Annotated in this window: 24 protein-coding genes; 17 read left to right on the top strand and 7 right to left on the bottom strand. The window is 42.9% G+C overall.

Annotated elements, in window-relative coordinates:
• The first annotated feature begins 98 nt into the window (after nucleotides 1-98).
• Nucleotides 99-1238 carry an acyl-CoA dehydrogenase gene (locus tag OKW21_RS27505; RefSeq protein ID WP_277486003.1) on the top strand — a complete coding sequence of 380 codons (1140 nt, stop codon included), beginning with the start codon at nucleotides 99-101 and terminating at the stop codon, nucleotides 1236-1238.
• A 164-nt stretch (nucleotides 1239-1402) separates the two neighbouring features.
• Complete coding sequence (locus tag OKW21_RS27500) at nucleotides 1403-2326, top strand: helix-turn-helix domain-containing protein (RefSeq protein ID WP_277486001.1); 924 nt, start codon at nucleotides 1403-1405, stop codon at nucleotides 2324-2326.
• Nucleotides 2327-2378: 52 nt separating this feature from the next.
• On the opposite strand, the gene OKW21_RS27495 is transcribed toward OKW21_RS27500, so the two are convergent.
• The 3 genes from OKW21_RS27495 to OKW21_RS27485 all read right to left on the bottom strand — a co-directional run bounded on the left by OKW21_RS27495 (nucleotide 2379) and on the right by OKW21_RS27485 (nucleotide 5086).
• Nucleotides 2379-2831, bottom strand: coding sequence for a methylglyoxal synthase (locus OKW21_RS27495; RefSeq protein ID WP_277485999.1), 453 nt, complete (start codon nucleotides 2829-2831; stop codon nucleotides 2379-2381).
• 96 nt (nucleotides 2832-2927) lie between these two features.
• Nucleotides 2928-3536, bottom strand: coding sequence for an IMPACT family protein (locus OKW21_RS27490; RefSeq protein WP_277485997.1), 609 nt, complete (start codon nucleotides 3534-3536; stop codon nucleotides 2928-2930).
• Between the two features lie 8 nt (nucleotides 3537-3544).
• Nucleotides 3545-5086, bottom strand: coding sequence for an NAD(P)H-hydrate dehydratase (locus OKW21_RS27485; RefSeq protein ID WP_277485996.1), 1542 nt, complete (start codon nucleotides 5084-5086; stop codon nucleotides 3545-3547).
• 218 nt (nucleotides 5087-5304) lie between these two features.
• Between OKW21_RS27485 and OKW21_RS27480 the strand changes: the two genes are divergently transcribed.
• The 9 genes from OKW21_RS27480 (at nucleotide 5305) to OKW21_RS27440 (ending at nucleotide 11578) form a co-directional block, all read left to right on the top strand.
• A complete protein-coding gene (locus tag OKW21_RS27480) occupies nucleotides 5305-5688 on the top strand; it encodes a RidA family protein (RefSeq protein WP_277485995.1) in 384 nt (127 codons plus the stop codon).
• Between the two features lie 12 nt (nucleotides 5689-5700).
• Nucleotides 5701-6177 carry a hypothetical protein gene (locus tag OKW21_RS27475; RefSeq protein ID WP_277485994.1) on the top strand — a complete coding sequence of 159 codons (477 nt, stop codon included), beginning with the start codon at nucleotides 5701-5703 and terminating at the stop codon, nucleotides 6175-6177.
• A 73-nt stretch (nucleotides 6178-6250) separates the two neighbouring features.
• On the top strand, nucleotides 6251-7792 hold the full coding sequence (gltX, locus tag OKW21_RS27470; protein ID WP_277485992.1) for a glutamate--tRNA ligase: 1542 nt from the start codon (nucleotides 6251-6253) through the stop codon (nucleotides 7790-7792).
• Between the two features lie 7 nt (nucleotides 7793-7799).
• Nucleotides 7800-8021: a hypothetical protein gene (locus OKW21_RS27465; protein WP_277485991.1), complete on the top strand. Its 222-nt coding sequence runs from the start codon at nucleotides 7800-7802 to the stop codon at nucleotides 8019-8021.
• A gap of 76 nt (nucleotides 8022-8097) precedes the next feature.
• On the top strand, nucleotides 8098-8736 hold the full coding sequence (locus OKW21_RS27460; protein WP_277485989.1) for a 2OG-Fe(II) oxygenase: 639 nt from the start codon (nucleotides 8098-8100) through the stop codon (nucleotides 8734-8736).
• A gap of 221 nt (nucleotides 8737-8957) precedes the next feature.
• Nucleotides 8958-9731: a TIGR00266 family protein gene (locus OKW21_RS27455; RefSeq protein WP_277485987.1), complete on the top strand. Its 774-nt coding sequence runs from the start codon at nucleotides 8958-8960 to the stop codon at nucleotides 9729-9731.
• A 148-nt stretch (nucleotides 9732-9879) separates the two neighbouring features.
• On the top strand, nucleotides 9880-10377 hold the full coding sequence (locus tag OKW21_RS27450) for an RNA polymerase sigma factor (protein WP_277485986.1): 498 nt from the start codon (nucleotides 9880-9882) through the stop codon (nucleotides 10375-10377).
• Complete coding sequence (locus OKW21_RS27445) at nucleotides 10361-10966, top strand: hypothetical protein (protein WP_277485984.1); 606 nt, start codon at nucleotides 10361-10363, stop codon at nucleotides 10964-10966. The genes OKW21_RS27450 and OKW21_RS27445 overlap by 17 nt, the downstream gene beginning before the upstream one ends.
• A 51-nt stretch (nucleotides 10967-11017) precedes the next feature.
• Nucleotides 11018-11578, top strand: a complete 561-nt coding sequence (locus OKW21_RS27440) for a DUF3267 domain-containing protein (RefSeq protein ID WP_277485982.1) — start codon at nucleotides 11018-11020, stop codon at nucleotides 11576-11578.
• Here the strand turns inward: OKW21_RS27440 and OKW21_RS27435 are convergent, their stop codons facing one another.
• Entirely contained in the window at nucleotides 11579-12196 is a 618-nt protein-coding gene (locus tag OKW21_RS27435; protein ID WP_277485980.1) for a methyltransferase family protein, read from the bottom strand.
• Between the two features lie 87 nt (nucleotides 12197-12283).
• Here OKW21_RS27435 and amaB point away from each other — a divergent pair, with 87 nt between their 5' ends.
• From amaB to OKW21_RS27410, 5 genes are all read left to right on the top strand, one after another.
• Nucleotides 12284-13849 (top strand): L-piperidine-6-carboxylate dehydrogenase, encoded by a 1566-nt coding sequence (gene amaB, locus OKW21_RS27430; protein WP_277485977.1) that lies wholly within the window; start codon nucleotides 12284-12286, stop codon nucleotides 13847-13849.
• Nucleotides 13850-13985: 136 nt separating this feature from the next.
• Nucleotides 13986-14336, top strand: a complete 351-nt coding sequence (locus OKW21_RS27425) for a bleomycin resistance protein (protein WP_277485976.1) — start codon at nucleotides 13986-13988, stop codon at nucleotides 14334-14336.
• Between the two features lie 90 nt (nucleotides 14337-14426).
• The gene (locus tag OKW21_RS27420) at nucleotides 14427-14957 is read left to right on the top strand and encodes an SRPBCC family protein (protein WP_277485973.1); all 531 of its coding nucleotides are present in this window, start codon (nucleotides 14427-14429) and stop codon (nucleotides 14955-14957) included.
• On the top strand, nucleotides 14954-15556 hold the full coding sequence (locus OKW21_RS27415) for a GNAT family N-acetyltransferase (protein ID WP_277485972.1): 603 nt from the start codon (nucleotides 14954-14956) through the stop codon (nucleotides 15554-15556). Before OKW21_RS27420 ends, OKW21_RS27415 begins: the two co-directional genes overlap by 4 nt.
• A 190-nt stretch (nucleotides 15557-15746) precedes the next feature.
• Nucleotides 15747-18968, top strand: a complete 3222-nt coding sequence (locus tag OKW21_RS27410; RefSeq protein ID WP_277485971.1) for a S41 family peptidase — start codon at nucleotides 15747-15749, stop codon at nucleotides 18966-18968.
• A gap of 60 nt (nucleotides 18969-19028) precedes the next feature.
• Here OKW21_RS27410 and OKW21_RS27405 read toward each other — a convergent pair whose 3' ends face one another.
• The 3 genes from OKW21_RS27405 to creD form a co-directional block, all read right to left on the bottom strand.
• Entirely contained in the window at nucleotides 19029-19838 is an 810-nt protein-coding gene (locus tag OKW21_RS27405; protein ID WP_277485969.1) for a DUF1338 domain-containing protein, read from the bottom strand.
• Between the two features lie 37 nt (nucleotides 19839-19875).
• Nucleotides 19876-21228 (bottom strand): saccharopine dehydrogenase C-terminal domain-containing protein, encoded by a 1353-nt coding sequence (locus tag OKW21_RS27400; protein ID WP_277485967.1) that lies wholly within the window; start codon nucleotides 21226-21228, stop codon nucleotides 19876-19878.
• A 76-nt stretch (nucleotides 21229-21304) separates the two neighbouring features.
• Nucleotides 21305-22726: a cell envelope integrity protein CreD gene (creD, locus tag OKW21_RS27395; RefSeq protein ID WP_277485966.1), complete on the bottom strand. Its 1422-nt coding sequence runs from the start codon at nucleotides 22724-22726 to the stop codon at nucleotides 21305-21307.
• Nucleotides 22727-22821: 95 nt separating this feature from the next.
• Between creD and OKW21_RS27390 the strand changes: the two genes are divergently transcribed.
• Complete coding sequence (locus OKW21_RS27390; protein ID WP_277485964.1) at nucleotides 22822-24039, top strand: NAD(P)-dependent oxidoreductase; 1218 nt, start codon at nucleotides 22822-22824, stop codon at nucleotides 24037-24039.
• The last annotated feature ends 8 nt before the right edge of the window (nucleotides 24040-24047 follow it).

The raw sequence follows: 24047 nt of genomic DNA, 5'->3' as shown, positions 1-24047 counted from the left end.
AGAGGTGCTTTTTTTGTAATACCCATCCCAAAACTTATATTGCATAATAATACTCTGCATGCATAATAAATAAGTTTTCACTTGTAAACATTTAATGTATGGATTTTCAATTAACAGAGGAGCACCTGGCTGTACAAGAAGCTGCGAGAGACTTTGCTCAAACAGAACTGCTTCCCGGAGTAATAGAAAGAGATGAAAAACAGGAGTTTCCAGCCCAACAGGTAAAAAAAATGGGAGAGCTGGGTTTTATGGGCATGATGGTAAGCCCGGAATACGGAGGAGGGGGCATGGACACCAAATCTTATGTGTTGGCCATAGAAGAAATTTCTAAAGTGGATGCTTCTGCGTCAGTGTGTATGTCGGTAAACAATTCATTAGTCTGTTGGGGGATTGAAGAATATGGAACTGAAGAGCAAAAGCAAAAATATTTACCCGAACTGGCCAGTGGAAGGCTACTTGGTGCTTTTTGTCTTTCAGAACCAGAAGCGGGCTCTGATGCCACTATGCAACGAACATCTGCGCTGGATCATGGAGATTATTATCTGGTAAACGGAAGCAAGAACTGGATCACCAATGGTAATAGTGCTTCTATATACCTTATAATGGGCCAGAGTGAGGCTGAGAAAAAACATAAAGGAATCAATGCATTGATTGTAGAAAAAGAATGGGAAGGCTTTGTGGTGGGGAAAAAAGAAAATAAAATGGGTATAAGGGCCTCAGATACGCACTCCCTGATGTTCAACGACCTGAAAGTACCGAAGCCAAACCGTATAGGAGAAGACGGGTTTGGTTTTAGGTTTGCCATGTCGGTGCTCAATGGAGGTCGTATAGGTATTGCCGCACAGGCTCTGGGCATAGCATCAGGCGCTTATGAACGCTCAGTACAATACGCCAAAGAAAGAAAAACTTTCGGACAGGAAATCAGTAAGCATCAGGCGATTCAATTTAAGTTAGCAGAAATGGCCACCAAAATTGACGCAGCCCGCCTTCTTTGTTTCCAGGCTGCTGACTTGAAGGATAAAGGCCAATCCTATATCAAAGAAAGTGCTATGGCTAAGTTATATGCTTCTCAGGTAGCTATGGAAGTGACTATCGAGGCAGTTCAAATTCACGGCGGATATGGCTATGTGAAGGAATACCACGTAGAGCGTATGATGCGTGATGCCAAGGTTACCCAAATTTATGAGGGTACTTCAGAGATTCAAAAGCTAGTAATTGCAAGGGAAATATTAAAATAGATATGTTTTAATGTAATATTTATGGAAAAAATTAAATAAATTTGTATTTTGCGTACAAGTTTATAATTTCTTATTTGGAAAGTTACATAGGTTTATTAAATTTGAAGTATTGTTTTCAGATAAGAATTTTTCTTTTCACCATATATATTATACTCCTAAACTGAATGGAAGATTATAATAAAATTATTGAATCACTCAGCGTAAGGTTCATTAAGTCGAAAAATATAAGAATCTTACAACCTGTAAGAATTCAAAATTATTATGATGTAGAAAATACCATCTTAATTTTGAATCGTGGGAAAATCAGGTACGGAAGTGATAACACAGAGGTAAGTGGTGGCAATGTTGTGTTTATTCCCGGAGGAAAACAGGTATCTGTAACCTATGGTACCGGTGATCCGGTAAGCCTGTCAAATGATGACTTCATCAACAATAAAGAATTATATTTTCAGTCACTGGAGACTACAGATGTAAAGACTCTGGAGGCTGAAAACTTTAGTTTTATTAACTTTGAAGCAAAGGTATTTGATTCCGTGAATTTCTTTGCTTCACTGGATATCCCTCCTTTTGTGCTTGAGGATAATAGTAGGATCCCTGAGATCATACAGGAAATTTTGCGGGAGAATAATTCTGACACTCCCGGAAAAGATAGAATTATTAAGCTAAGCACAGAGCGTATGGTGATTGAAATCATTCGTTACATTCTGGATAACAGAATGTTTGTGGAGCAATTGGCTACCAATAGTACTTACTTCAAGGATCCTCGATTGATTGATATTTTCGCATATATCAAAGACAATATAGGGGGAGACTTATCCAATAAGGTGTTAGCCAATGTGGCTAATGTGTCTGAAGATTATGTAGGGCAATATTTTAAGATGTTGACCGGCATTAATCCTCAGGATTACATTGAATATCAGCGAATGGAAAAAGCGGTGAACCTTTTGAGGACTACCAAGAAAAGTATTCGTGAAATAGGGAAAGATGTTGGCTACAAAGATACAGCTTACTTTTGCCGTCGTTTTAAAATGATGTTTGGTATTCCTGCTGGCAAAATGCGTCGCAGAGAATCACTGATGAACGTATAAAGAATATACTCCTATACTACCTAACGTGGCCCGGATATGCATCCGGGCTTTTTTATTTCTTTATGTTCCGGTTCAGGTAAGAGGTAAAGTCAGGTTGTTCCCTTTCATAATCACCGGTAATTTTTGCAGATGCAAAAAGGAAATTCGCAGAAGCTTTATTACAGGCAAAAGGAATATCCCAGGTTACTGCAATACGCAATAGGGCTTTTACATCAGGATCATGAGGCTGAGGCTCCAGAGGGTCCCAAAAGAAGATCAAAAAATCAATTTTACCCTCTGCTATTTTGGCGCCAATCTGTTGATCTCCTCCCAAAGGTCCACTGAGCAACTTATTAATTGTTATGCTTTTGAGGTCTTTAATGCCCTCTTCAAGCATTTTACCCGTGGTCCCGGTTGCATAAAGTTCGTAGGCAGCAAGAAGGTCGATATGGTTTCTTACCCACTGTAGAAGCTCAGGCTTTTTATTATCATGGGCCACGAGGGCAACTGCTTGTTTCTTTTTCATAAGCACAAATTGGTTCTTATACTAAGATATAAAAATGAAGGTGTAATCATTACATGCTTTTTTCCTCATTTACCAACTGCTCAGTAAAATCAAGCTTCATACAAAGGCCACCCCCTGCACCTGAGCAAATTGCTCCTTGGCATTTTTCCACATACTCCTGGGTAGACTTAGCCGATAAAAGCAATCTTCAGCAAAATCCTGATCTTTGATCTGGGCCTGAAATTGTTCAATAAGCCGCATTACCTCATTGGTTACTGTGTATTCAAATCGGATAGACAAATCCTTATGGATGATTTTTTTTACTACCTGATTATGGGCAATAGCGTCAGCAGCTGCGGTTTTGTAGGCATGGATGAGGCCGGGCACACCTAGTTTAGTGCCACCAAAGTAGCGCACTACTACGATGAGCACATCAAATAAATTTTGCGAGCGGATTTGTCCCAGAATAGGGTCACCGGCAGAGTGTGCGGGCTCTCCATCATCATTGGCCCTGTAAGTTTCTTCTCTGCCCTCTTCCGGCTTCAAGATAAAAGCAAAGCAATGATGGCGGGCATCATAATATTGTTTCTTTAGCGTCTCTACTTTCTCCTTTATTTCTTCATCAGAATTGACGGGGTAGGCAAAAGCCAAAAACTTGCTCCCTTTTTCTTTGTATAATCCTTCAGACTGTGTTTTTAAGGAATAATATGTGTCCTGCTCTTTCAAAGGTGAAACTAATATTGAGCTAATGATTTAAATGCTTCTCCCAGGTGTTCAATTAAATTGGAAGCCAGCATAGCCTCCTGACCAAGCGCGTCCGTAGCCAGGTCACCTGCTTTGCCGTGTAAATATACACCTAATAAAGCAGCATCAAGAGGATCATATTTTTGAGAAAGCAAAGCGGTAATGATTCCAGTAAGCGCATCGCCGGTGCCCCCGCTAGCCATGCCGGGATTTCCAGTACTATTGAAGCAGATTTTTCCGCTAGGCGTACCTACCGCAGTATTAGCCCCTTTCAGCACGACAAAAACTTCATATTGCCGACAAAACTTTGTTAATAGCTGTAAACGGTGAAAATCATTTTCAGCGGGCTGGGTTAGTCTCTCAAACTCTTTGGGGTGAGGAGTAAGCACTGCGTTTTCAGGCAGTAAGTCTAAAAGATCCCGGTGCTGGCCACAGATATTAAGCGCATCAGCATCTAATACCATGGGTTTTTGCAAAGATTGAGCTTTTTCTAAAATGCTTTTTAAAGCCATCACAGTCTCCTCAGCGGCACCCAAGCCAGGACCGACGCCTAGTGCATCATATTTGTCAAGGTCGGTAGGCCCCTGCTGGGGCAGGTCCGTAAAAATATATTGATGACGGTCTACAGTGGTCATCGCTTCAGGGTTTGCTATTTGCATAATCTGGTAGCCACATTCAGGAACATGAACGGTAAGAAGCCCCACTCCAGAATGAAGACAAGCTCTGGCACAAAGCACTGCAGCGCCCATTTTTCCATAGCTTCCGCTAATAAGCATCGTTTTTCCAAAAGTTCCCTTATGGGAGTGAGTATCACGTTTCTTCAGGAGAGACTTAGCCAGCATATGATCAGTGAAATAGTAATCTACAGGCGTCTGTTCAATGAAATTACGATCAAGCCCAATGTCAAGTATCTCCCACTTGCCTACAAAATGCGCACTCTCTGGAAGAAGAAAAGCCAGTTTAGGCATTTGGAAGCTAAAGGTATAATCAGCCCTTATAATGACAGCATCATCATCTTCAACTTCCAAAGGTTGGTCAGCAAACAAGCCGGAGGGAATATCTATGGCGACAACCGCGGCTTCAGAAAGATTAATTTTCTCAATCACCTGGGCAAAAATGCCTTCTACTTTGCGAGAAAGCCCTGAACCGAAAAGTCCATCAATAACAATTGCCTCCCTGGGAATATCGGGTATGTCACTTTCTTGTTCAATGTTATTGATGGTGATATGCTCTGCCAGCCTTTCGCGATTAATCTTAAAATCCTCAGAGCCTTTATCTGCGGCATGAACCGTGAAAGCATGGATATTACAGTGATGCTGATGCAATAATCTGGCAAAAGCCAGACCATCACCGCCATTGTTTCCCGGCCCGCTAAATATATATACAGGGTTGACGGTAGCACCAAAAGTCTCTATAAACTGATGCTTAAAAACGGTAGCAGCCCTTTCCATCAAGTCAGTAGAACTGATAGGCTCATTTTTGATGGTAGCGGCATCTGCATCGCGGGTTTGTTGAGCAGTAAGAATCTTCATAGTGGTAATTTCAAAATAGAAATAATCTAAGTTCGTGGAGACAATAATGTGAAAAAGTAATTTTATAGCATTCTATAAAGGAAGCATGAAATAAATTATACCATTACCATCTCATATGCAGTTAATTTCTAAAAAATTAGGAATTAAGGTGTTTTTGATTACTCTAATCAAGTAGATTTGCAACTTGTTTTATAAACAGCGTACAAAAAGCAGAAAATATGGCAAGAGAAGTGATTAATACCTCAGAAGCTCCCGCACCTATTGGCCCTTACAGCCAGGCGATTCAAAGTGGTGCTACTCTTTATGTTTCCGGGCAGATAGCACTTGATGCAGCCAGCGGGGAATTAATTAACGACAATATTACAGAAGAGACTCATCAGGTAATGAAGAATCTGGAAGCCATCTTAAGTGCTGCAGGAGCTGATTTTAGTAAGGTAGTGAAGTGTTCTATTTTTGTTAAAAATATGAGTGATTTTGCTACCGTAAACGAAGCCTATGGTCAGTATTTTAAGTTACAGCCCCCAGCCAGAGAAACCGTAGAAGTGAGTGGCCTGCCCAAAAATGTAAATGTAGAAATTTCCTGCATCGCCACCTTGGACTAAGTATGCGTCACAGTGTTAGCTTTACTTCCCTTAAGCAGAGAAACCATTGTATCTTCATATGAAGCACAACAGCTATCGGAGAGGCTGTGGAATGTTACCGAACCTACCCGTAGCGGAGAGTGGATGCCCGATGTACGAGATGAAGCGTTGTATTTCAATGGCTGGGTAAAGAAAGAACACTTTAAGCTATCTCGTAAAGTGAGCCGTGCAAATAACTTTTTGCCTATGATTAGTGGCAAAATAGAAAGTAGCTCAATGGGAAGTATTGTTTTTATTCGCTACAGGCTGTTTATGTGGACATTATCATTTTTGATATTCTGGTCTGTACTGACTGGTGTTTTTGCATTATATTTTTTTATCTACGAACGTATTTATATCAATGCGATATTTTCTCTTCTTCTGGGAGTAGCCAACTATGTCATTGCAATACTCAACTTTCATAAACAGGTAAAGCTTAGCAGCCGTATACTACACGAGGTATTAGAATAGAACTTAAAATAATTTTATACAACCATCAATCATAGCCATAGTTTATAACTATACATAGATCAAGCATTAGTAAATGGAACAAAATATAAGAGTAAGGTTTGCCCCCAGTCCTACCGGCCCACAGCATATTGGAGGGATACGTACGGCATTATATAATTATCTTTTTGCCCGGCAAAAAAAAGGAACATTCATTCTGCGTATTGAAGATACAGACCAGACCCGCTATGTCCCCTGCTCAGAAGACTATCTGAAAAAAGCTTTAAAATGGTGTGGTATACAGCCAGATGAAGGCGTAGACGAAGGTGGCCCCTATGCACCTTACCGTCAGTCAGAACGTAAAGAAATATACGGAAAATACGCGCAGCAGCTGATTGATGCCGGGCATGCTTACTATGCTTTTGATACCGAAGTAGAGCTGAATGAAATGCGGGAACGCCTGAAAGATGCACGTGTAGCACAGCCTCAGTATAATGCCATCACCCGAATGACCATGAAAAACTCGCTGACCCTTTCTGAATCGGAAGTCAAAGCGAAAATGGATGCTGGCGAGCCATATGTTATTCGTCTGAAAGTTCCACGCAAAGATGAGGTTCGTCTCAATGATATGGTCCGTGGTTGGATCATGGTTCACTCCTCAACACTGGATGACAAAGTGATTATGAAATCTGATGGTATGCCGACCTACCATCTGGCCAATGTAGTGGATGATCACTTGATGGAAATCACCCACGTGATCAGGGGAGAGGAGTGGCTTCCTTCTGCACCACTGCATGTACTCATGTATCAGTTCTTAGGCTGGGAGGAGAGTATGCCTCAGTTTGCACACCTTCCACTATTGCTCAAGCCCGATGGTAACGGTAAGTTAAGTAAAAGAGACTCACTGAAACATGGCTTCCCGGTATTCCCAATGGAGTGGACCGATGATGAAAAAAACCAGCTTCCCGGATTTAAAGAAGAAGGGTATCTGCCTGAAGCTTTTATCAACTTTCTCGCTTTTCTGGGCTGGAACCCCGGTACTGAGCAGGAGTTGTTTACCAAAGAAGAACTAATAGAAGCATTCAAGATAGAAAATATTAACAAGGCAGGGGCCAGGTTTGACATTCATAAAGCACAGTGGTATAACCAGCAGTACCTCCGCCAGAAATCGGACGATGAACTTGCCGGTATGCTGCTCTCAACCTTAGAGAAAGCAGGAGTAGAAAGTAGTCGAGACAAGGCAGTAAAAGTAAGTGGTTTGATGAAAGAGAGAGTGACTTTCCCTGCGGAAATATGGGAAAATGCAAAGTTCTTTTACGTAGCGCCCCAACGATATGACGAAAAAATCGTTAATAAAAAGTGGACGGAAGAGGCTACTACTGTATTACAAGCTTATGCTAACGCCCTTAAGCAGCACGATGGGGCATTAAATGCAGATCAGGCCAAAATCGTCTTAGAACAAGTTCTGAATGAGCTTGAAGTAAAAATGGGCAGAGTGATGCAGGCATTACGGCTGGCGGTTACAGGAGAAGGCTCCGGACCCGACCTAATGCCAACCATTGAGGTCTTAGGTAGGGATGAAACCGCAAACCGGATCGAGAATGCCCTTCAAAAATTAGAGATGCACGTAAAAACGTAGATACATTATGAGTAGAAAAAGATTGAGTAAAAGAAGCAAACCTAAAGTTAATGATGAACTGAATGGTTTTGATATCAAAATTGATTCTTTCGGAGAAATCCGCTCGACACTGGATATTGACAAGATCAATAAATTTTTAAATCGTCACGTAGATGATAAAAAATTGCGTGATCGGGATGATATCGATAAAGGGTCGGAAGAAGCAGCGGCTAAGCGTATGGAAGAGTAGGTATATCCGCGCTTAAAAGCTTTTAGATGCTATTTACAAAGCAACCTCAAGAGGTTGCTTTTTTTGATAAGTTATTATGGAAGAAAAAAGTGAAGCTTTGCTTCAGGAAGCGCAACTGGAACAGCTAGTAGATCAATTGGCTGAAAATGGATACGGGCTGATAGATCATTTTTTTTCGCCTGATGAAGTAAATGCAGTGATCAACAGATTTCAGGATCTGTCAGAAGAAGGAAAGTTCAAAAAAGCTGGAATTGGGAAGATGCAGAATTTTGCGGTGGATAAATCCGTAAGGGGAGATTATATACGATGGATCAACCCCAATGATATGATGGAGGTTACAGCCAATTATGTTGGAAAAATGCGCCAACTGATGGAATACCTAAACTACACCTGTTTCCTGGGGTTAAAAGATTTTGAGGCCCATTTTGCGATGTATCCGGCGGGAACGTTTTATAAGCGCCATGTAGATCGCTTCCATCAGAAGCCACACCGGGTGATTTCTACCGTTTGTTATCTCAATGAAAACTGGAAAGAAAAAGATGGAGGCCAGCTCAGGATGTTTTTACCTGATGAAGAATTTGATATTGCCCCTCTTTCCGGCAGGATGGTCTGTTTTAGAAGTGAGATTGAGCATGAAGTACAGCTCACTTCACGTCCCCGCTACAGTATTACCGGTTGGATGCTGGATCAGCACTCAAGTCTCACCTTCCTGTAAACATTGAAGACATCATATCAAGCGCTATTCATATTTGTTAATGAATTAAAAGAAGCTGACTAGCCAGTCAATTGTAATATTCTGAGAAATCAAAAGCATACCGATCTGTCACCGCAATATTTGTTGATACAGGGTAGTTTTTTTGGAGCCTTAGCTGACTTTTAATTAAATTAATTAGCAAACCTTAAACTTAATTAATCAACTTTAACCCTTATTACCCAATGAACAAATCGCATGAAATTGATTATGAGATTCATGGACACGGCATACAGGTCGTAGAAGTAGAGCTTGATCCTAATGAAACGGTGATTGCTGAAGCCGGGGCCATGGTCTACATGGACAATGGGATACAGTTTGAAACCAAAATGGGAGACGGTTCAAATCCAAACCAGGGCTTTTTTGGGAAATTGCTTTCTGCCGGTTCACGCATGCTTACCGGAGAGTCTGTTTTTATGACCCACTTTACCCACCGGGGGCACGGAAAAGCTAAAGTTGCGTTTTCAGCGCCTTATCCGGGAACAGTAATTCCAATTGATCTTTCCGAAATGTATGATTACAGCCTCACAGTGCAGAAGGACGCTTTCTTATGTGCTGCCCTTGGTACCAAGGTAAACATTACTTTTAACCGAAAACTTGGCTCTGGCTTAGTAGGAGGCGAGGGTTTTATCCTTCAAAAACTACAGGGAGATGGCCGTGCCTTTATTCATGCCGGTGGTACAATCATTGAAAAGCAGTTGAATAACGAGACCCTGAGGGTAGATACAGGCTGTGTGGTGGCTTTTGAGCCTTCTATCAACTTTGATGTGCAGTCGGCAGGAGGTCTTAAGTCTATGATCTTTGGAGGGGAGGGGCTGTTCTTAGCTACCCTCTCCGGCACAGGAAGGGTATGGTTACAATCAATGCCATTGCGTAAACTCATAGCAGCACTCGCTCCATATGGTAAAAATAATGATAAGGGAGAAAGCTCAATTTTAGGAAGTTTTTTGGAGGATTAATGCTAAACTATGATTGTAGAGCAATTCATTGGCCGGAAATATTTCCGGCTTTTTTAATTTTTTTCCGGAAAGAGTACCTCTTATGAAATAATCTTCTGCTTTCTGCTACTCATAGAGTAAACAAGATCGTAGCGTACAAGCGGCATCCATGAGTCAGCCTGATAAGAAAAAGTTTTTGCAATTGATACAGCAGCATAGGGGAATTATGCACAAAGTCATTTTCCTCTATATGGATGAGGCTGAAGAGCGGCAGGACATGCTACAGGAGATACTGTTGCAGGCCTGGAAATCCTATCCTTCTTTCGAAGAGCGCTCCAAATTTTCTACCTGGCTCTATCGTGTTAGCCTCAATACAGTGCTTACCGCACAACGCAAAAATTATCGCCAGCCGGATACTGAGCCCCTGGAAGCGGCTTTGCACCTGAGCCAACAGGGTGAAGATAACACAGAAAAAGAGTGGCTGATACTTACTGTCAGGCAACTCCCCGACATTGACCGGATGATGATAAGCCTGCATCTGGATGGATATCAAAATGAAGAAATCGCTGAAATCACGGGCATGCAAAAAGCCAATGTAGCCCTGCGCCTGCACAGGATCAGAAAAAAGTTAGCTAAAAAAAGACAAAATTATGAAGGACTTCAATAAATCATGGGAAGCCTGGCAGCAAAATGAAGAGCAGCCGCTGCTAGATGAAGCCTTCCTCGATAAGGCTTTACAAAAGAAATCAGTAGACCCTTTGGTGAAGCTTAAGAAAAACATAAGGTTAAAACTACTCTGGATTATAGCTTTCACGCTGGTGTTTTTAGTAATTATCATCACGACTGATAAATTCTACAATAAAATCCTGATGTCACCCTTGCTACTGGCTTACCTCATTGGCTTGGTATTGATTTTCGGACAATATCGGGTATTGAGTTTTGTAGATAAAAGCCTGAGCCTGAGAGAAACGCTGGAAATTTATTATCAAAGAATTTCTCTGATCAACAAATATGAGCAGCGGGTAGCCTTATTTATTTACCCAATCTCGGTTAGTGCGGGTTTTGTATACGGATTTACACTTAACCGAAGTGCCGAAGAAATTTTATCGGATCAACGGATCCTGGCTATGTTGATAGGGCTAAATGTCATACTGGTTCCTGCCTGCTATTATCTGGCCAGGTGGATGGAGCAAAAGGCTTACGGAAAATATCTGGCGCATATTAGGGAAGATCTTAACCAATTGAATGTCGCCTGACACTATGCATTGTAAAGAAGTGTTATGCATTAAAGCTAAAAATAATTTCTTATGGAGTATTTTTTAGGCAAAAAAGCAGTGGACATGTCAGTACCTACTGCCAGGATTCAGCTTCTGGTACTACCCTATGTAGCAGGTTCCTTCCTTTTCGCCATACCTTTTCTCACCCTCTGGGGATGGCGGGAATTTGCCTATGCCTGGCAGGGGATGTTTGCTAACTGGTGGGTCTTACCTGCTATTTTGCTGGGTGTACTGCTTCACGAATTGATACACGCAATTACCTGGAAGCAACTGGCAGGTTTAGGCTGGAAGGAAATGAAATTAGGTCTGCAGTGGAGAACGCTTACACCATACGCCCATGCCAAGAAACCCATGCAAATTACTCCTTATCGCTGGGGTGCTTTGATGCCTGCATTGCTGCTAGGGTTTCTACCATATGGGATTTCTCTCTTTACAGGAAATGGCTGGCTGTTTGCCTACGGCATGCTATTCATTGTAGCTGCTGCCGGTGATTTTTGGATTTTAGCAGTACTGCGGAAAGTACCCAAAGGCAGCTGGGTAGCTGATCACCCCGAGAATGCCGGTTGCATTGTCTATCAAGCTCAAGACTAACTATCTCAGTTTTCTTAAAGCATTGCGTTTGGGAAAAATCATAGGCACATCTTCCTGATACTTTTTGTAAGCTTCTCCATATTGCGTTACCAATTTCCGCTCCTCAAAACGAATACCTACCAGAATATATAGAACAAGCATAATAACAGTAATCAGATTAGCCATTGTAGGAGCAAACAGCCAAAACCCGATGATGATCAGGAGGCCTCCAAAATACAGCGGATGACGTACCACACCTAAAATGCCTTCCGTATTGAGGGGTTCGGCTTCGTCAGATTTCAGTTGCTTGAGGCCCAAAAACTCTTTGAAAGAATATTGCCGAAAGGCCAGCCGCATAACGATAACCCCATAGATGGAAAGTGCCAGCCCCAGAAAGCTGACAATGTCTTTCCAATCCAGCGGAATAAGCACTTTAGTAGAGATCAGTGCGTTGTAAAACAATACAGGCAGAATACTGACTATTGCGAATATATTATAGAGCAGGCGGTAGTATCGGGCGGATTGGCCCATTTTGTTTTTTAGAAACCCTTTGACTTGATGAGCCGCCAGCAAGCTGTGCAGGGCAAAGTAAACTATCCAGAGCAGAATAAGTATAAGATAAGGAGTGTAGTCTTCCATAAGCTAATTTGCTTTGAAGGTATGAAAAACTGATAAATTCTTTTAAGCTTGTATACAGATAGATTGTGAGCATAAATTTTTTATAGGATGGAAACAACACAAACATTGACCGAAGAAATACAACAAATGTTGCAAATCCTGAAGGTAGATAGCCTTAACCCGGCCTTTAGCACCGGACAGCATTTTGGCAGTGCTACTGAAGGGGGAGCCACACGTGAGATTCATTCTCCGGTAGATGGCGAGTTAATCGCTACCGTTACTATGGCGGATGAAGCTGTCTACGAAAAAGTAATTGAACAGGCCCAAAAAGGCTTTACCGTATGGAGTAAAATGCCCGCTCCCCAGCGTGGAGAAATCGTTCGGCAGATTGGGCTAAAGCTGCGGGAATATAAAGAGCCTTTGGGCAGGCTGGTAACATATGAAATGGGTAAAATCTATCAGGAAGGCCTGGGCGAAGTGCAGGAAATGATAGACATCTGTGACCTGGCCGTAGGGCATTCCCGTCAACTCTATGGGTTTACAATGCACTCCGAGCGTCCCAACCACCGCATGTACGATCAATACCATCCGCTGGGCATTGTGGGAGTAATTTCTGCTTTCAACTTTCCGGTAGCCGTATGGGCCTGGAATGCTATGATCTCCGCGGTCTGCGGTAATGTTGTAGTATGGAAGCCTTCCGAAAAAACACCGCTGACCGGAATTGCCTGCCAGAAAATTGTAGCCGAAGTGCTTAAAGAAAATAATTTGCCTGAAGGAATTTTTAACCTGGTATTGGGCGATGCGGAAATTGGTTCGCTCATGTCACACGACCGCCGTATTCCTTTGGTTTCAGCCACCGGCTCTACCCGCATGGGCAAAAAAGTAGGTGAAGCCGTAGGCGCACGTTTGGGTAAATCACTACTGGAGTTAGGGGGAAACAATGCTATCATTATTACCGAGCATGCTGATCTGGAAATGGCAATAAGAGCTACCGTATTTGGTGCAGTAGGTACCTGCGGACAACGCTGTACCAGCACCCGCCGCCTGATTATCCATGAAAAGATGTACGAGGAAGTGAAAAAACGTTTGCTCAGAATTTACCCTTCCCTTGCCATTGGAAACCCGCTGGACAGTAAGACTTTAGTCGGTCCTATGATTGACAAAGAAGCGGTGGAGAATTTTAAATCCGCTATACAGAAAGTGCAGGCAGAAGGAGGAAAACTTTTGCTGGGAGGAGAAATGCTGGAGGGCAATGCCTATACCAGTGGTAATTATGTGAAGCCAGCACTGGTAGAAGCCGAAGGGCATTACGAAATGGTACAGGAAGAAACCTTCGCGCCTATCCTTTATCTTATCAGGTACAAGGGAGATGTAAAAGAAGCCATAAAGATTCAGAACAGCGTAAAGCAGGGACTTTCTTCGGCTATCTTTACCCAGAACCTGCTGGAAGCTGAGACTTTCCTCTCTCATCAAGGCTCGGACTGTGGTATCGCTAATGTGAATATTGGTACTTCAGGCGCAGAGATAGGTGGGGCCTTTGGAGGCGAAAAAGATACAGGAGGTGGACGGGAGTCCGGTTCGGATGCCTGGAAATTCTATATGCGTCGCCAGACCAATACCATTAATTACAGCACGGAGCTACCGCTGGCTCAGGGGATTAAGTTTGATATCTGATACGCTTAGTCGCTTTTATTCAGCCATCTTTCACCAGAGAGAAGGCTTTTTTTATTAGAAACCCTCAATCCAGGTGATATATGGATGATCTTTTTTGCAGTAGATTAAAAATCATTCATAACCATTTTCTTCACTCATGAAACATTTATTGAAAGCTGTCCCGGTACTTGCCTCGCTGGATATTGACAAAACCGTAAACTTTTATACGACTAAACTTGGCTTCAAAGCGACTTATCACGATGCTGGTTATGGTATTGTAGTACGTGATGATATCGCCATTCATTTCTGGAAGTGTGATGATAAAATCTTTCCGGAAAATACCAGTTGCTATGTAGATGTACAGGAGGTAGATCAGTTGTATCAGGAAATGGAGCAGGTCGGAGTGATTCACCCCAATGGAAAACTAGAAGATAAACCCTGGGGTAGGAGAGAATTTGCGATCCTGGATGCAGACGGTAATCTGATCAGGTTTGGACAAAGCCTTTAGACTCAAATACTCCCCCATTATGGGGGATTTTTCTAAGAGTATGTACTTATTTTAAGTATTTTTTTATCTTGCTTAAAAATCCCTAAGCCTATGTCACTACTTAAAAAACTCCTTCTAGGAATAGCCTTCGTAGTGGGCCTATTCCTGCTTTTCGCTTTATTCCTGCCCGCTTCTTATCATGTAGAACGTTCCATCGTCATTGATAAGCCGGTGAGCGAAGTGTATCCCAAAGTGTCCAATCTGCATCATTGGGCGGAATGGAACCCCTGGACAGCCAGCGACCCTAGTGTAAAAAATTCAATCTCAGGAACAGGTAAAGATGTAGGTTCTGTCTGGGCCTGGGATGGAGAGGAAGTGGGTATAGGATCTCTTACTTTGTATCAGATAGAGCCTAATAAAAAAATTACTTCTAAATTAGCTTTTGTAGAGCCACAAATGTTTGAATCTGACGATATCTGGACTTTTGAGGAAGTCCCGCAGGGTACCCGGGTGACCTGGATTAATGAAGGAGAACTCAGCTATCCGGTAGACCGGGTGTTTGGTTTATTTCTGGATGGTATGCTGGGGCCTGATTTTGAAAAAGGATTGTCTAACTTAAAGGAAGTAACCGAAGCCTCTTGAACTTAAAACTTGCAACACTTTTTGAGCAGCATATTGAGCTATCTGATGATCATGTGCTGCTCACACCCTTTCAGCCTGAGCACGCAGAGGGCTTTGCCAAAATCGCTTTTGATTTTGATATCTGGAAAGTAACCAGTCCCCACATACGTACAGAAGAAGACTTACGTAGCTACACTGACAGCCTCCTCAAAGCTCAGAAAAGTAAAAGCAAGTATCCTTTTACCATCATTGAAAAAGCCAGCGGAAAGGTAGCCGGTTGTACAACCTATATGTCTATTTCGCCCGAAAACAATCGGCTGGAAATCGGCTCTACCTGGCTGGGAAGAGATTTTCATGGCACAGGATTGAATAAGCACTGTAAATTTCTGCTCTTTCGCCACGCCTTTGAAGAATTGGACGTACGTCGCCTGGAACTGAAAACCGATGTGCTCAATATGCGCTCCCGCAAAGCCATTATGAAGATGGGAGCTAAGGAAGATGGAATATTGCGTAGCCATCAAGTGATGCCCGGAGGTAGAGTGCGCGATACTGTTTACTATAGCGTCCTAGTTCATGAATGGCCCGAAGTGAGAAAAAGAGTATTTGGAGATTTAGTATAAACTGAATTCACTAGTCCTTGTGCTAAGCTGAACCGTTCACTTGAGCTTTTTTATAGTTTAAATAGTTTTATATGCATCAAAGGGTGATTTGCTGCCAAAAACTTGTAGTTATAATTTTAGTTAGATACTAAATTAGCATTACTTAAATGCTCCGCTCGTAGTAAACTTCTGAACCCTAATTCTATACCTTATGAGAAGCCTTTACATTTTTCTGGTAGTTATTGTATTGCCTATACAACTCTGGGCACAGGATAGTGAACCATTTGTAAGATACCCAGCCATAAGTCCCGATGGAAGCACACTTGCCTTCTCATTTCAGGGAGATATCTGGACAGTACCCGTAGCGGGAGGAAGAGGCTATCGCCTCACTATTCATGAAGCCTATGAAGCCATGCCTAAATGGAGTCCTGATGGCTCAAAAATCGCTTTTTCCGGCGACCGCTATGGGAATGATGATGTATATATGGTTAATGCACAGGGAGGTACTCCACTAAGACTTACCTACCACTCAACCGATGATGAAGTATCCGGCTGGACCACTGATGGGAAAGTGCTATTGGGTACAGAGCGGACCTTCGTGCATGTAGAGCGGGAGCAGGAAATTCACAGTATCACTGCTGATGGTGGTACTTCTGAACGAGTCCTGGATGCTGTAGGGTATACTGCGGTAAGCTCTCCTGATGGCCGGTTTATCGCATTCACCAGAGGTTCCTGCCGAATTGCCCGTGAAGCTTATCGGGGCCCTGCCAATAAAGATGTGTGGCTGTATGATACTCAGGAAGCAGAATATATTCAACTTACTGATTTTGACGGAAATGACATCTATCCGCAATGGGGGGGAGATCGTTCGCTTTTCTTCATCAGTCCCAGAAGCGGGAAGTACAATATTTATCGTCAGCAACTGACAGAAGACGGACAGGTGGAAGGCGAAGCAGAGCAAATTACTAGCTATGAGGATGAAGGGGTACGTTATTTCAGTGTGAGTGGGGATGGCAATATTTTGGCGATGGAAAGAGAAACCTCCATCTATGTAATGCCAGTAGGAGGTGAGGCCAGAAAATTGGATGTGCAACTGGCGACTGATTATCGCTTTGATCCGGAAGAATACAAAACCATGAACAGTGATGCTGCCGATTATGCAGTTTCTCCCAACGGAAAATATACCGCCCTGGTCATCCGGGGAGAGATTTTTATTAAAGAAAATGATAAAGATAAAAAGAGAGCAGTCAATGTGTCTCAGCATCCTTATAGAGATATGGATGTACAGTGGTTGAATGACTCCAGCCTGATTTTTAGCTCAGACCGGGAGGGTAATCAATATGACCTTTACCTGCTACGCTCGGCTGACCCTCAAAGAACCCAATTGTATACCACTCTTAAGTATGAAGTAGAAAGACTTACCGACACAGATCAGGACGAAATCTTCCCTAAAGTATCACCCGATGGAAAAAAAGTGGCTTACCTGAGAGGCAGAGGACAAATGGTAGTAGCCGACATTGAAGAGGATGGGCGCCTGAATAATGAAAAAGTGTTACTGGATGGTTGGGATACGGCAGAAGGCGTGAGCTGGAGTCCTGACAGTAAGTGGCTTGCCTATTCGCTAAGCGGCTTAGACTTTAACAGCGAGACTTATATCCATCCTGCCGATGATAGCCTGGAGCCGGTCAATGTGAGCATGCATCCTCGCTCCGACTATAGTCCCGCATGGAGCCCCGACGGAAGTAAGCTGGCTTTCCTGTCGGTCAGGAATAATGGCGATGCAGATGTGTGGTTTGCCTGGCTCAAGGAAGAAGATTGGGAAAAAACCCAGCGTGACTGGGAAGGTGAAAGCGATGAGAAGGACAAGGAAGATTCTACAAAAACCGTCAATGTACACATAGATCTGGAAGATATCCATGACCGATTGACCCAAGTAACTTCTATGCCGGGTAACGAATCGGATATTGCTCTTTCAAAAGATGGAGAGACCTTTTACTTCGTCACCAATCGGGAAGGCAGGCAGAGCTTTGAGGCAGATCAGGATTTATATAGCATACAGTGGGATGGCAGTGAAAAAAAAGCGCTGACCACCGGTGGACAACAGCCCAATCAGGTGATGATGAGTCCTGAATATAATTATCTCTACCTGCTCAAATCCGAAGGCAATTTGGCCAGGATAGCATTGAAAAATAGCAATATGGAAAGCCTACCCTATGCTGCCCAGATGAAAATTGATCATCAGCAAGAGCAGGAGCAGATTTTTGAGGAAGCCTGGCGTACGCTCAAGCAGGGTTTTTATGATCCCAACTTTCATGGGCAGGATTGGGAAGCGCTGCACGAAAAATATAAAAGCTGGGCAGTACAGGCGTCTACCAATACTGACTTCAGAGATATGTTCAATATCATGTTAGGGCAGATCAACGCCAGCCATATGGGTTTGTATAATTCTGACAGGGCCGAGACCCAAGATGAGAAAACCGGGCTTTTGGGAGTGGAGATTAGCCCCCTTGCGGAAGGAGTAGAAGTAATACGGATAGTACCTGAAAGTCCGGCTGAGAGAAATAACAGCCGCCTCTATCCTCAGGATGTAATTCTTGCCATCAACGGAGAGCCAGTGAGCATATCAGAAAATTTTTACCAGCCACTTATTAATAAAGCAGATGAAGAAATCTACCTGACTGTAAGGGGAGAAAATAATCAAGAAAGAGAAGTAATTATCCGCCCTACAAGCAGTTTGAATAGTGCGCTTTATAATGAGTGGGTAGAAGACCGGCAAAAACTGACCGAAGAATATTCTGGTGGGCGATTAGGCTACCTACATATTCAGGGAATGAACTGGACCAGCTTTGAGCGTTTTGAAAGAGAGCTTACCGCCAGTGGTCTGGGCAAAGAAGGCATCGTGATAGATGTGCGCTTTAATGGCGGAGGCTGGACAACCGATTACCTGATGGCAGTGCTTAATGTTGATCAGCATGCTTACACCATTCCCAGAGGTGCGGCCGAAGACCTGGATAAAGAGCATAGACAGTTCAAGGAACACTATCCCTTTGGAGAAAGACTACCACTAGCGTCCTGGACTAAGCCTTCCATTGCGCTCTGCAACCAGAATAGTTATTCTAATGCGGAAATTTTCTCTCATGCCTATAAAACTCTGGATCTGGGAACGCTGGTAGGTACGCCTACTTTTGGGGCAGTGATTTCTACCGGAGGAAGAGGGTTGATTGATGGTTCATACGTTCGTTTGCCATTTCGTGCCTGGTATGTAAAGGCTACGGGAGAGAATATGGAGAATGGCCCGGCAGTACCGGATATCGTAGTAGAAAACGCACCCGACAGCAAAGCCAATGGAGAAGATCCGCAACTGAAAAGAGCGGTGGAAGAGCTTTTAGAACAGGTAGATGAGCAAAAATCATCTGCCTCTTCTAGAGAGTAGAAAATACTAAGGCCGGTTACTAAAATGACCGGCCTTAATTTTTTGCGAATTAAAAGTTCTTTAAGAACTCCGCTTATCGGTACTTTCAAAGATTTTGTCAGCAGACGTGGCGACAAAGCCCTGATACAGTTTACCATCAGGCAAGGCGTGGCGCTGGGCAAACTCATAATAGCAGGAAGGAACCTCTTGCTTTCCGTCAGAGAAGTCAACTTCCACACTGTCTGCCAGGGTAGAAGACTGCTCCAGAAAAACTTCTTTAGAGCCTTTTACTTCACCACCACTGTCATTGAGCTTAAATCCATTCTGTTTTATAAAAGCATTGACCTCGCGGATATCATCAAAGCTGTTAAGCGCATTGACAAAAACGGTAAAATGATTAGGGCGGTAGCCATGCGCGGCCATCCAGGCCGCATACTCACTCTTAGCCCTTAGCTTCTCATAAGTCTCATAGCTCACTTCCCAGGGGCGACCGGTAGAGCAGAAATCAAAATTGCGGGGCGCATTTTCGGGAATCTGTCCAATTAGCTCATCGATCAATCTCTGTAATTCATCATCAAATTCCTCCAACTTAAGTTCGCTGATAAAAATTTTGGGCATCTGCTCATCAGGATGCTGAAAGTGTTTGGCGTATAATTTTTTCTCCTTGAAATGATAATCCTGCTGGTACTCATAGCCACCTTTCAGGAAAGGCCGGGCCAGCGCATCAATGCCTACCTTAGGATGATTGAAGGTGCGCAGGGCGATATGATCATTGATTACTTTATCACCTCGTTCTAAAAAAAGGTTATAGATCTTCAGTGCCTGAGGGTTCATGCGGGTATAGTCTTTCCACATTTTATCAAGCAAATCAGGTAATGTCGTGATACTCATATGAAATGAATTTTTGGTAAAAAAATGCTTTAAGGGATCAACTTATAGAAGCCGAAGTTAGCTGCTCTTCTTCCTCTATAAATTTAATATTTAATAGTTCTAATTCTTTCAGCACCGGCTGATAAACTTCTTTGTGTACCGGTATCATCAGCCCACGCTCACTGATTTTATTTTGCAAAATAAGCTTGGCCACAATACCTAACGGATAACCCACGGTTTTGGACATGGCAGAATAAGTGGCGATCTGACCAATAGTAACCAGGGATGAAGTACTTTTTCTTAGTTCATCCTCTATCTGATATTCAAGCTGATGTTGCATTACAATCATATCTTCGTCATCCTGATCCGCTTTCCATTTATTTTCCAGTAATTGCTGCATCACCTGGGCGGGAGTTGCTTTTTTTAATCCGATAGGTTTTTCATCCAGTATCCCCAGCCATTTGATACGCTGCATTACCTCCGAGCTGATATCAACGCCAATATAACGGCTGAAATTGGTCAGCAGGTCGTCCTTACTATACGGCAGATAAGAGCGTGTAAATTCAGCATAGGTCATATTCTCTACATTGCGTACCAGATAGCTGTCATCAGTAAGGCCAAGCTGCACAAAGGCATGCCAGGCTGAGCAGAATCCGGGGCGACGTAATGTGCCTCTCAATACGGTTTCAGCCTTATATAATCCATAAAGCTCTCTGTAATTGAGTGAATCCCGATTGGGATAAGACTCAAACTCTCCAAATTCAGGAATCTCTACCATGGTCAGTCTTTTGAACAACTGATGATGCGGTATGTTTTTGTAAATACCTTTGTAAATATATTGTGCCGTACCACCTTTCCCGGCCAGCACTACATTACGAGGGTTCCAGGTAAACTTGTACCGCCAGGGATTATCGTCAGAGCCGGGAGCCATCAGCCCGCCACAGAAAGACTGAAATGAAGTGACATGTCCTCCTTGAGATCTTATGTGATCGATCATTTGCATGGCCGACATGTGGTCAATACCGGGGTCAAGGCCACATTCGTACAAAAAAATCAGCCCCGCCTGTTTGATCTGGCCTGCTAGTTGTTGCACTTCATCGTCTACATAAGAAGCGGTGAGCAAATGTTTTTTTAGCTTAAGACAAGACTCTGCCGCATGAATATGGAAACGTGCCGGTAGCATGGAAATGACCAGGTTGGCTCGTTGCATTAAGTTTTCACGAGCAGAAGTATCTAATACATCCAGAGCGGAAGCTTTTACATTCTCATACTTACTTTCGTATTGGTGAATAACATCAGGAGCGGCATCCACCACCTGAATCTGCCAGTCATTTTTCTGCCCCTCTTTGCTCAGGTAGTCAATCAGGGCTGCAGCAGAACGTCCTGCTCCGAGTATTAAAATCTTCTTCATATTGTATACATATTATTATTGGCCTCGGACTCTACTTCATATCAACGAAGAGTCATTTCAATAAATTTTGTGTTTTCTACTCATCCTCTCGCTCGGATATCGCATACCAATCAATTTTTCTGGAAATGTACATGACCACTGCCAGAATAATAAACAGGGCGATACTGCCGATGAGTAGAGCATAATCCTGCAATTGTAAAAGCGTAAAAATAAAACCGTACATCAGCAAGAGGAGCAGCGTTAACATGGCAGTAAGCTTTTTATGTTTGAAAATGGCCTGTACATAAATTGCGATCAGGCTGGTGACCATGATGGTAGCAATGATATAGGCCAGGTTAAAACTAGTGTGCTCAGAGATGGCTACCAATAAGGTAAAGAATATACAGAGCGCCAGTCCTACTAAAAGGTATTGGATCGGATGAATCCGCTTACGGTTCAGAATTTCTACAAAGAAAAAAGTAAGAAAAGTAAGCGCGATAAACATGATCGCATATTTCACTGAGCGCATACTTTTCTGGTATTGATCTACCGGCAACAGTAGGTTAACGCCAAATCCATAACTTTGGGTATTAGCCTGTACTGCAGCTTCTTCACGATAGGGTGGGTATAGATAATCGTCCTCTGGAGGAGCGATATTTTGCAGCGGAAAAACATACTGATCACCTTTCCAGGCCTGGGGAAAATTACGGTTAAGGTGTAGCACTTCCCATTTAGCTGTAAAGCCTTCTTCTGTTATGTTGTGTTCATCAGGCAGGAATGCACCTACAAAGCTGGGATTAGTCCAGGCTGAATTTAAAACTACATTGGTGGTTTTACCTAATGGCAAGAAACCCAGAGAGCCGCTTCCATGCAATTCAATTTGAAAATTAAAATCATAAGCTTGTGTACTGGTATCCGCTGGCACATCTACTTTCACCCCTGAAGACAGCACATTGCCTGGCCCGGCGCCGGGATCAAAAGTAAGATCTGCTTCTTGCCATTGCAATACAATATTTTGTTCTATCCCCCGCATATCAGGAATGCCAAAGGCAATAAATGCATCTTCCCAAATAAGCTGGGCTGCATCAAGATTTGTCATTTCCAAATCAGGGGTAGAAAACCGACCGCTAATTGCCAGCTGAGCGCTGTATACTACCGCTTCATAAATACCCCGCTGGCGAATTTCAGGAGCAATCTTTGTATCAATATTCAATACATCAGGTAGAAAGTGAGCGTATTCAGTAGTTTCTACTAATTGATTATTGTTATTTCTATAAGATGTGAGAAAGGGGATCGTTAAGATTGGGCCGGCGAGTGTCTGTGCATTTGCCCAAGAAGAACTTACTTCTTGTATGGCCTGTTGCCGATAGTTTTGCCGCTCGCGAATGAGGTTTTCAATCATGGAAGTGGGAATGAGTAGCAGAAGTATCAGAATAGCTATGGAGGCAATGCGAAGCGTGATGGAATTACGGGTCCAGCTACTGAAGCGCTCGTAAAAGGATTTGGTTTTGCCCGACATGGATCTTAGATAAGTTCTTATCTATAATAACGAATGAACGGATTAAATATTAACATTCCTTTGGAAAGTAAGTAAAATAAGTAAACATCATTTTTATGCCTGAAATAAAAGTAGCCCTGATCAGAGAAGGAAAAGTTCCTGTAGACAGACGAGTGACACTAACCCCTCAACAAGCAGTTGAGCTGCAGAAAAAATTTCCACATGTAAAAGTATATTGCCAGCGAAGTGAGCACAGGTGTTTTACTGATTCTCAGTATGAGGAACTAGGCATTCCGCTGGTAGATGATGTCAGTCATTGCGATATTATGCTAGGTGTGAAAGAAGTGCCGATTCCAGAGCTTATAGCGGATAAGACTTACCTCTTTTTCTCTCATACTATTAAGAAGCAGGCTTATAACAAAACGCTCTTGCAAGAGATACTGAGAAAAAATATTTGCCTGATCGATTATGAGCGCCTTACCAATGAAAAAGGAAACCGCATTGTAGCATTCGGACGTTTTGCCGGTATTGTAGGAGCGTATAACGGGCTTTATACGTATGGGAAAAAGTCGGGTTTGTATGACATTCGCAGAGCTAAGGATTGCTATGATTTAGAAGATCTGAAAATCGAATATGCTAAAGTAAAACTTCCACCTATCAAGATTGCACTTACCGGAGCGGGTAGGGTAGCTAGAGGCGCTATGGAAGTAATGAATGGTGTAGGTATACGAAAAGTGTCTCCCAAAGAATATTTGGAGCAGAATTTTGATGAGTCAGTTTACGCACAATTGTTTGTGACAGACTACAACCTCAAAAGAGGGGGCGGAGATTTTAGCCGGCAGGAGTTCTTTAAATATCCTGAACAGTTTGAACCGGGATTTCAGCCATATACTCAGATGACAGACCTGTTTATCGCCGGAGCCTTCTGGGACCATAGGGCCCCTGTATTATTTTTTAGAGAAGATATGCTGGAAGATAATTTCCAGATTAAGGTGATTGCCGATATCACCTGCGATATTGAAGGTTCAATTCCATCAACCAAGCGTCCCACCACCATTGAAAATCCGGTATATGATTATGATCCTCAGGAAGATAAAGTAGTTGAGGAGCCTTTTACGGACAGCAGGTATGTGAGCGTGATGGCGATAGACAATTTGCCTTCAGAACTTCCTCGCGATGCTTCTCGCTCCTTTGGAGAAAATTTGATCAGATATGTATTTCCAAATTTATTTGGCAAAGATGATGGCATGATCGCCAGGGCTACCATCGCCAAAGAGGGCAAACTTACTGAGCCGTATCTTTATCTCACAGATTATGTAGAAGGTGAAGCATAACAAAAAAG

It is taken from the genome of Catalinimonas alkaloidigena (assembly GCF_029504655.1).
Taxonomy (GTDB): domain Bacteria; phylum Bacteroidota; class Bacteroidia; order Cytophagales; family Cyclobacteriaceae; genus Catalinimonas; species Catalinimonas alkaloidigena.
Note: the sequence above shows the minus strand (reverse complement) of the source record. Positions and strands in the feature narration are given on the sequence as shown.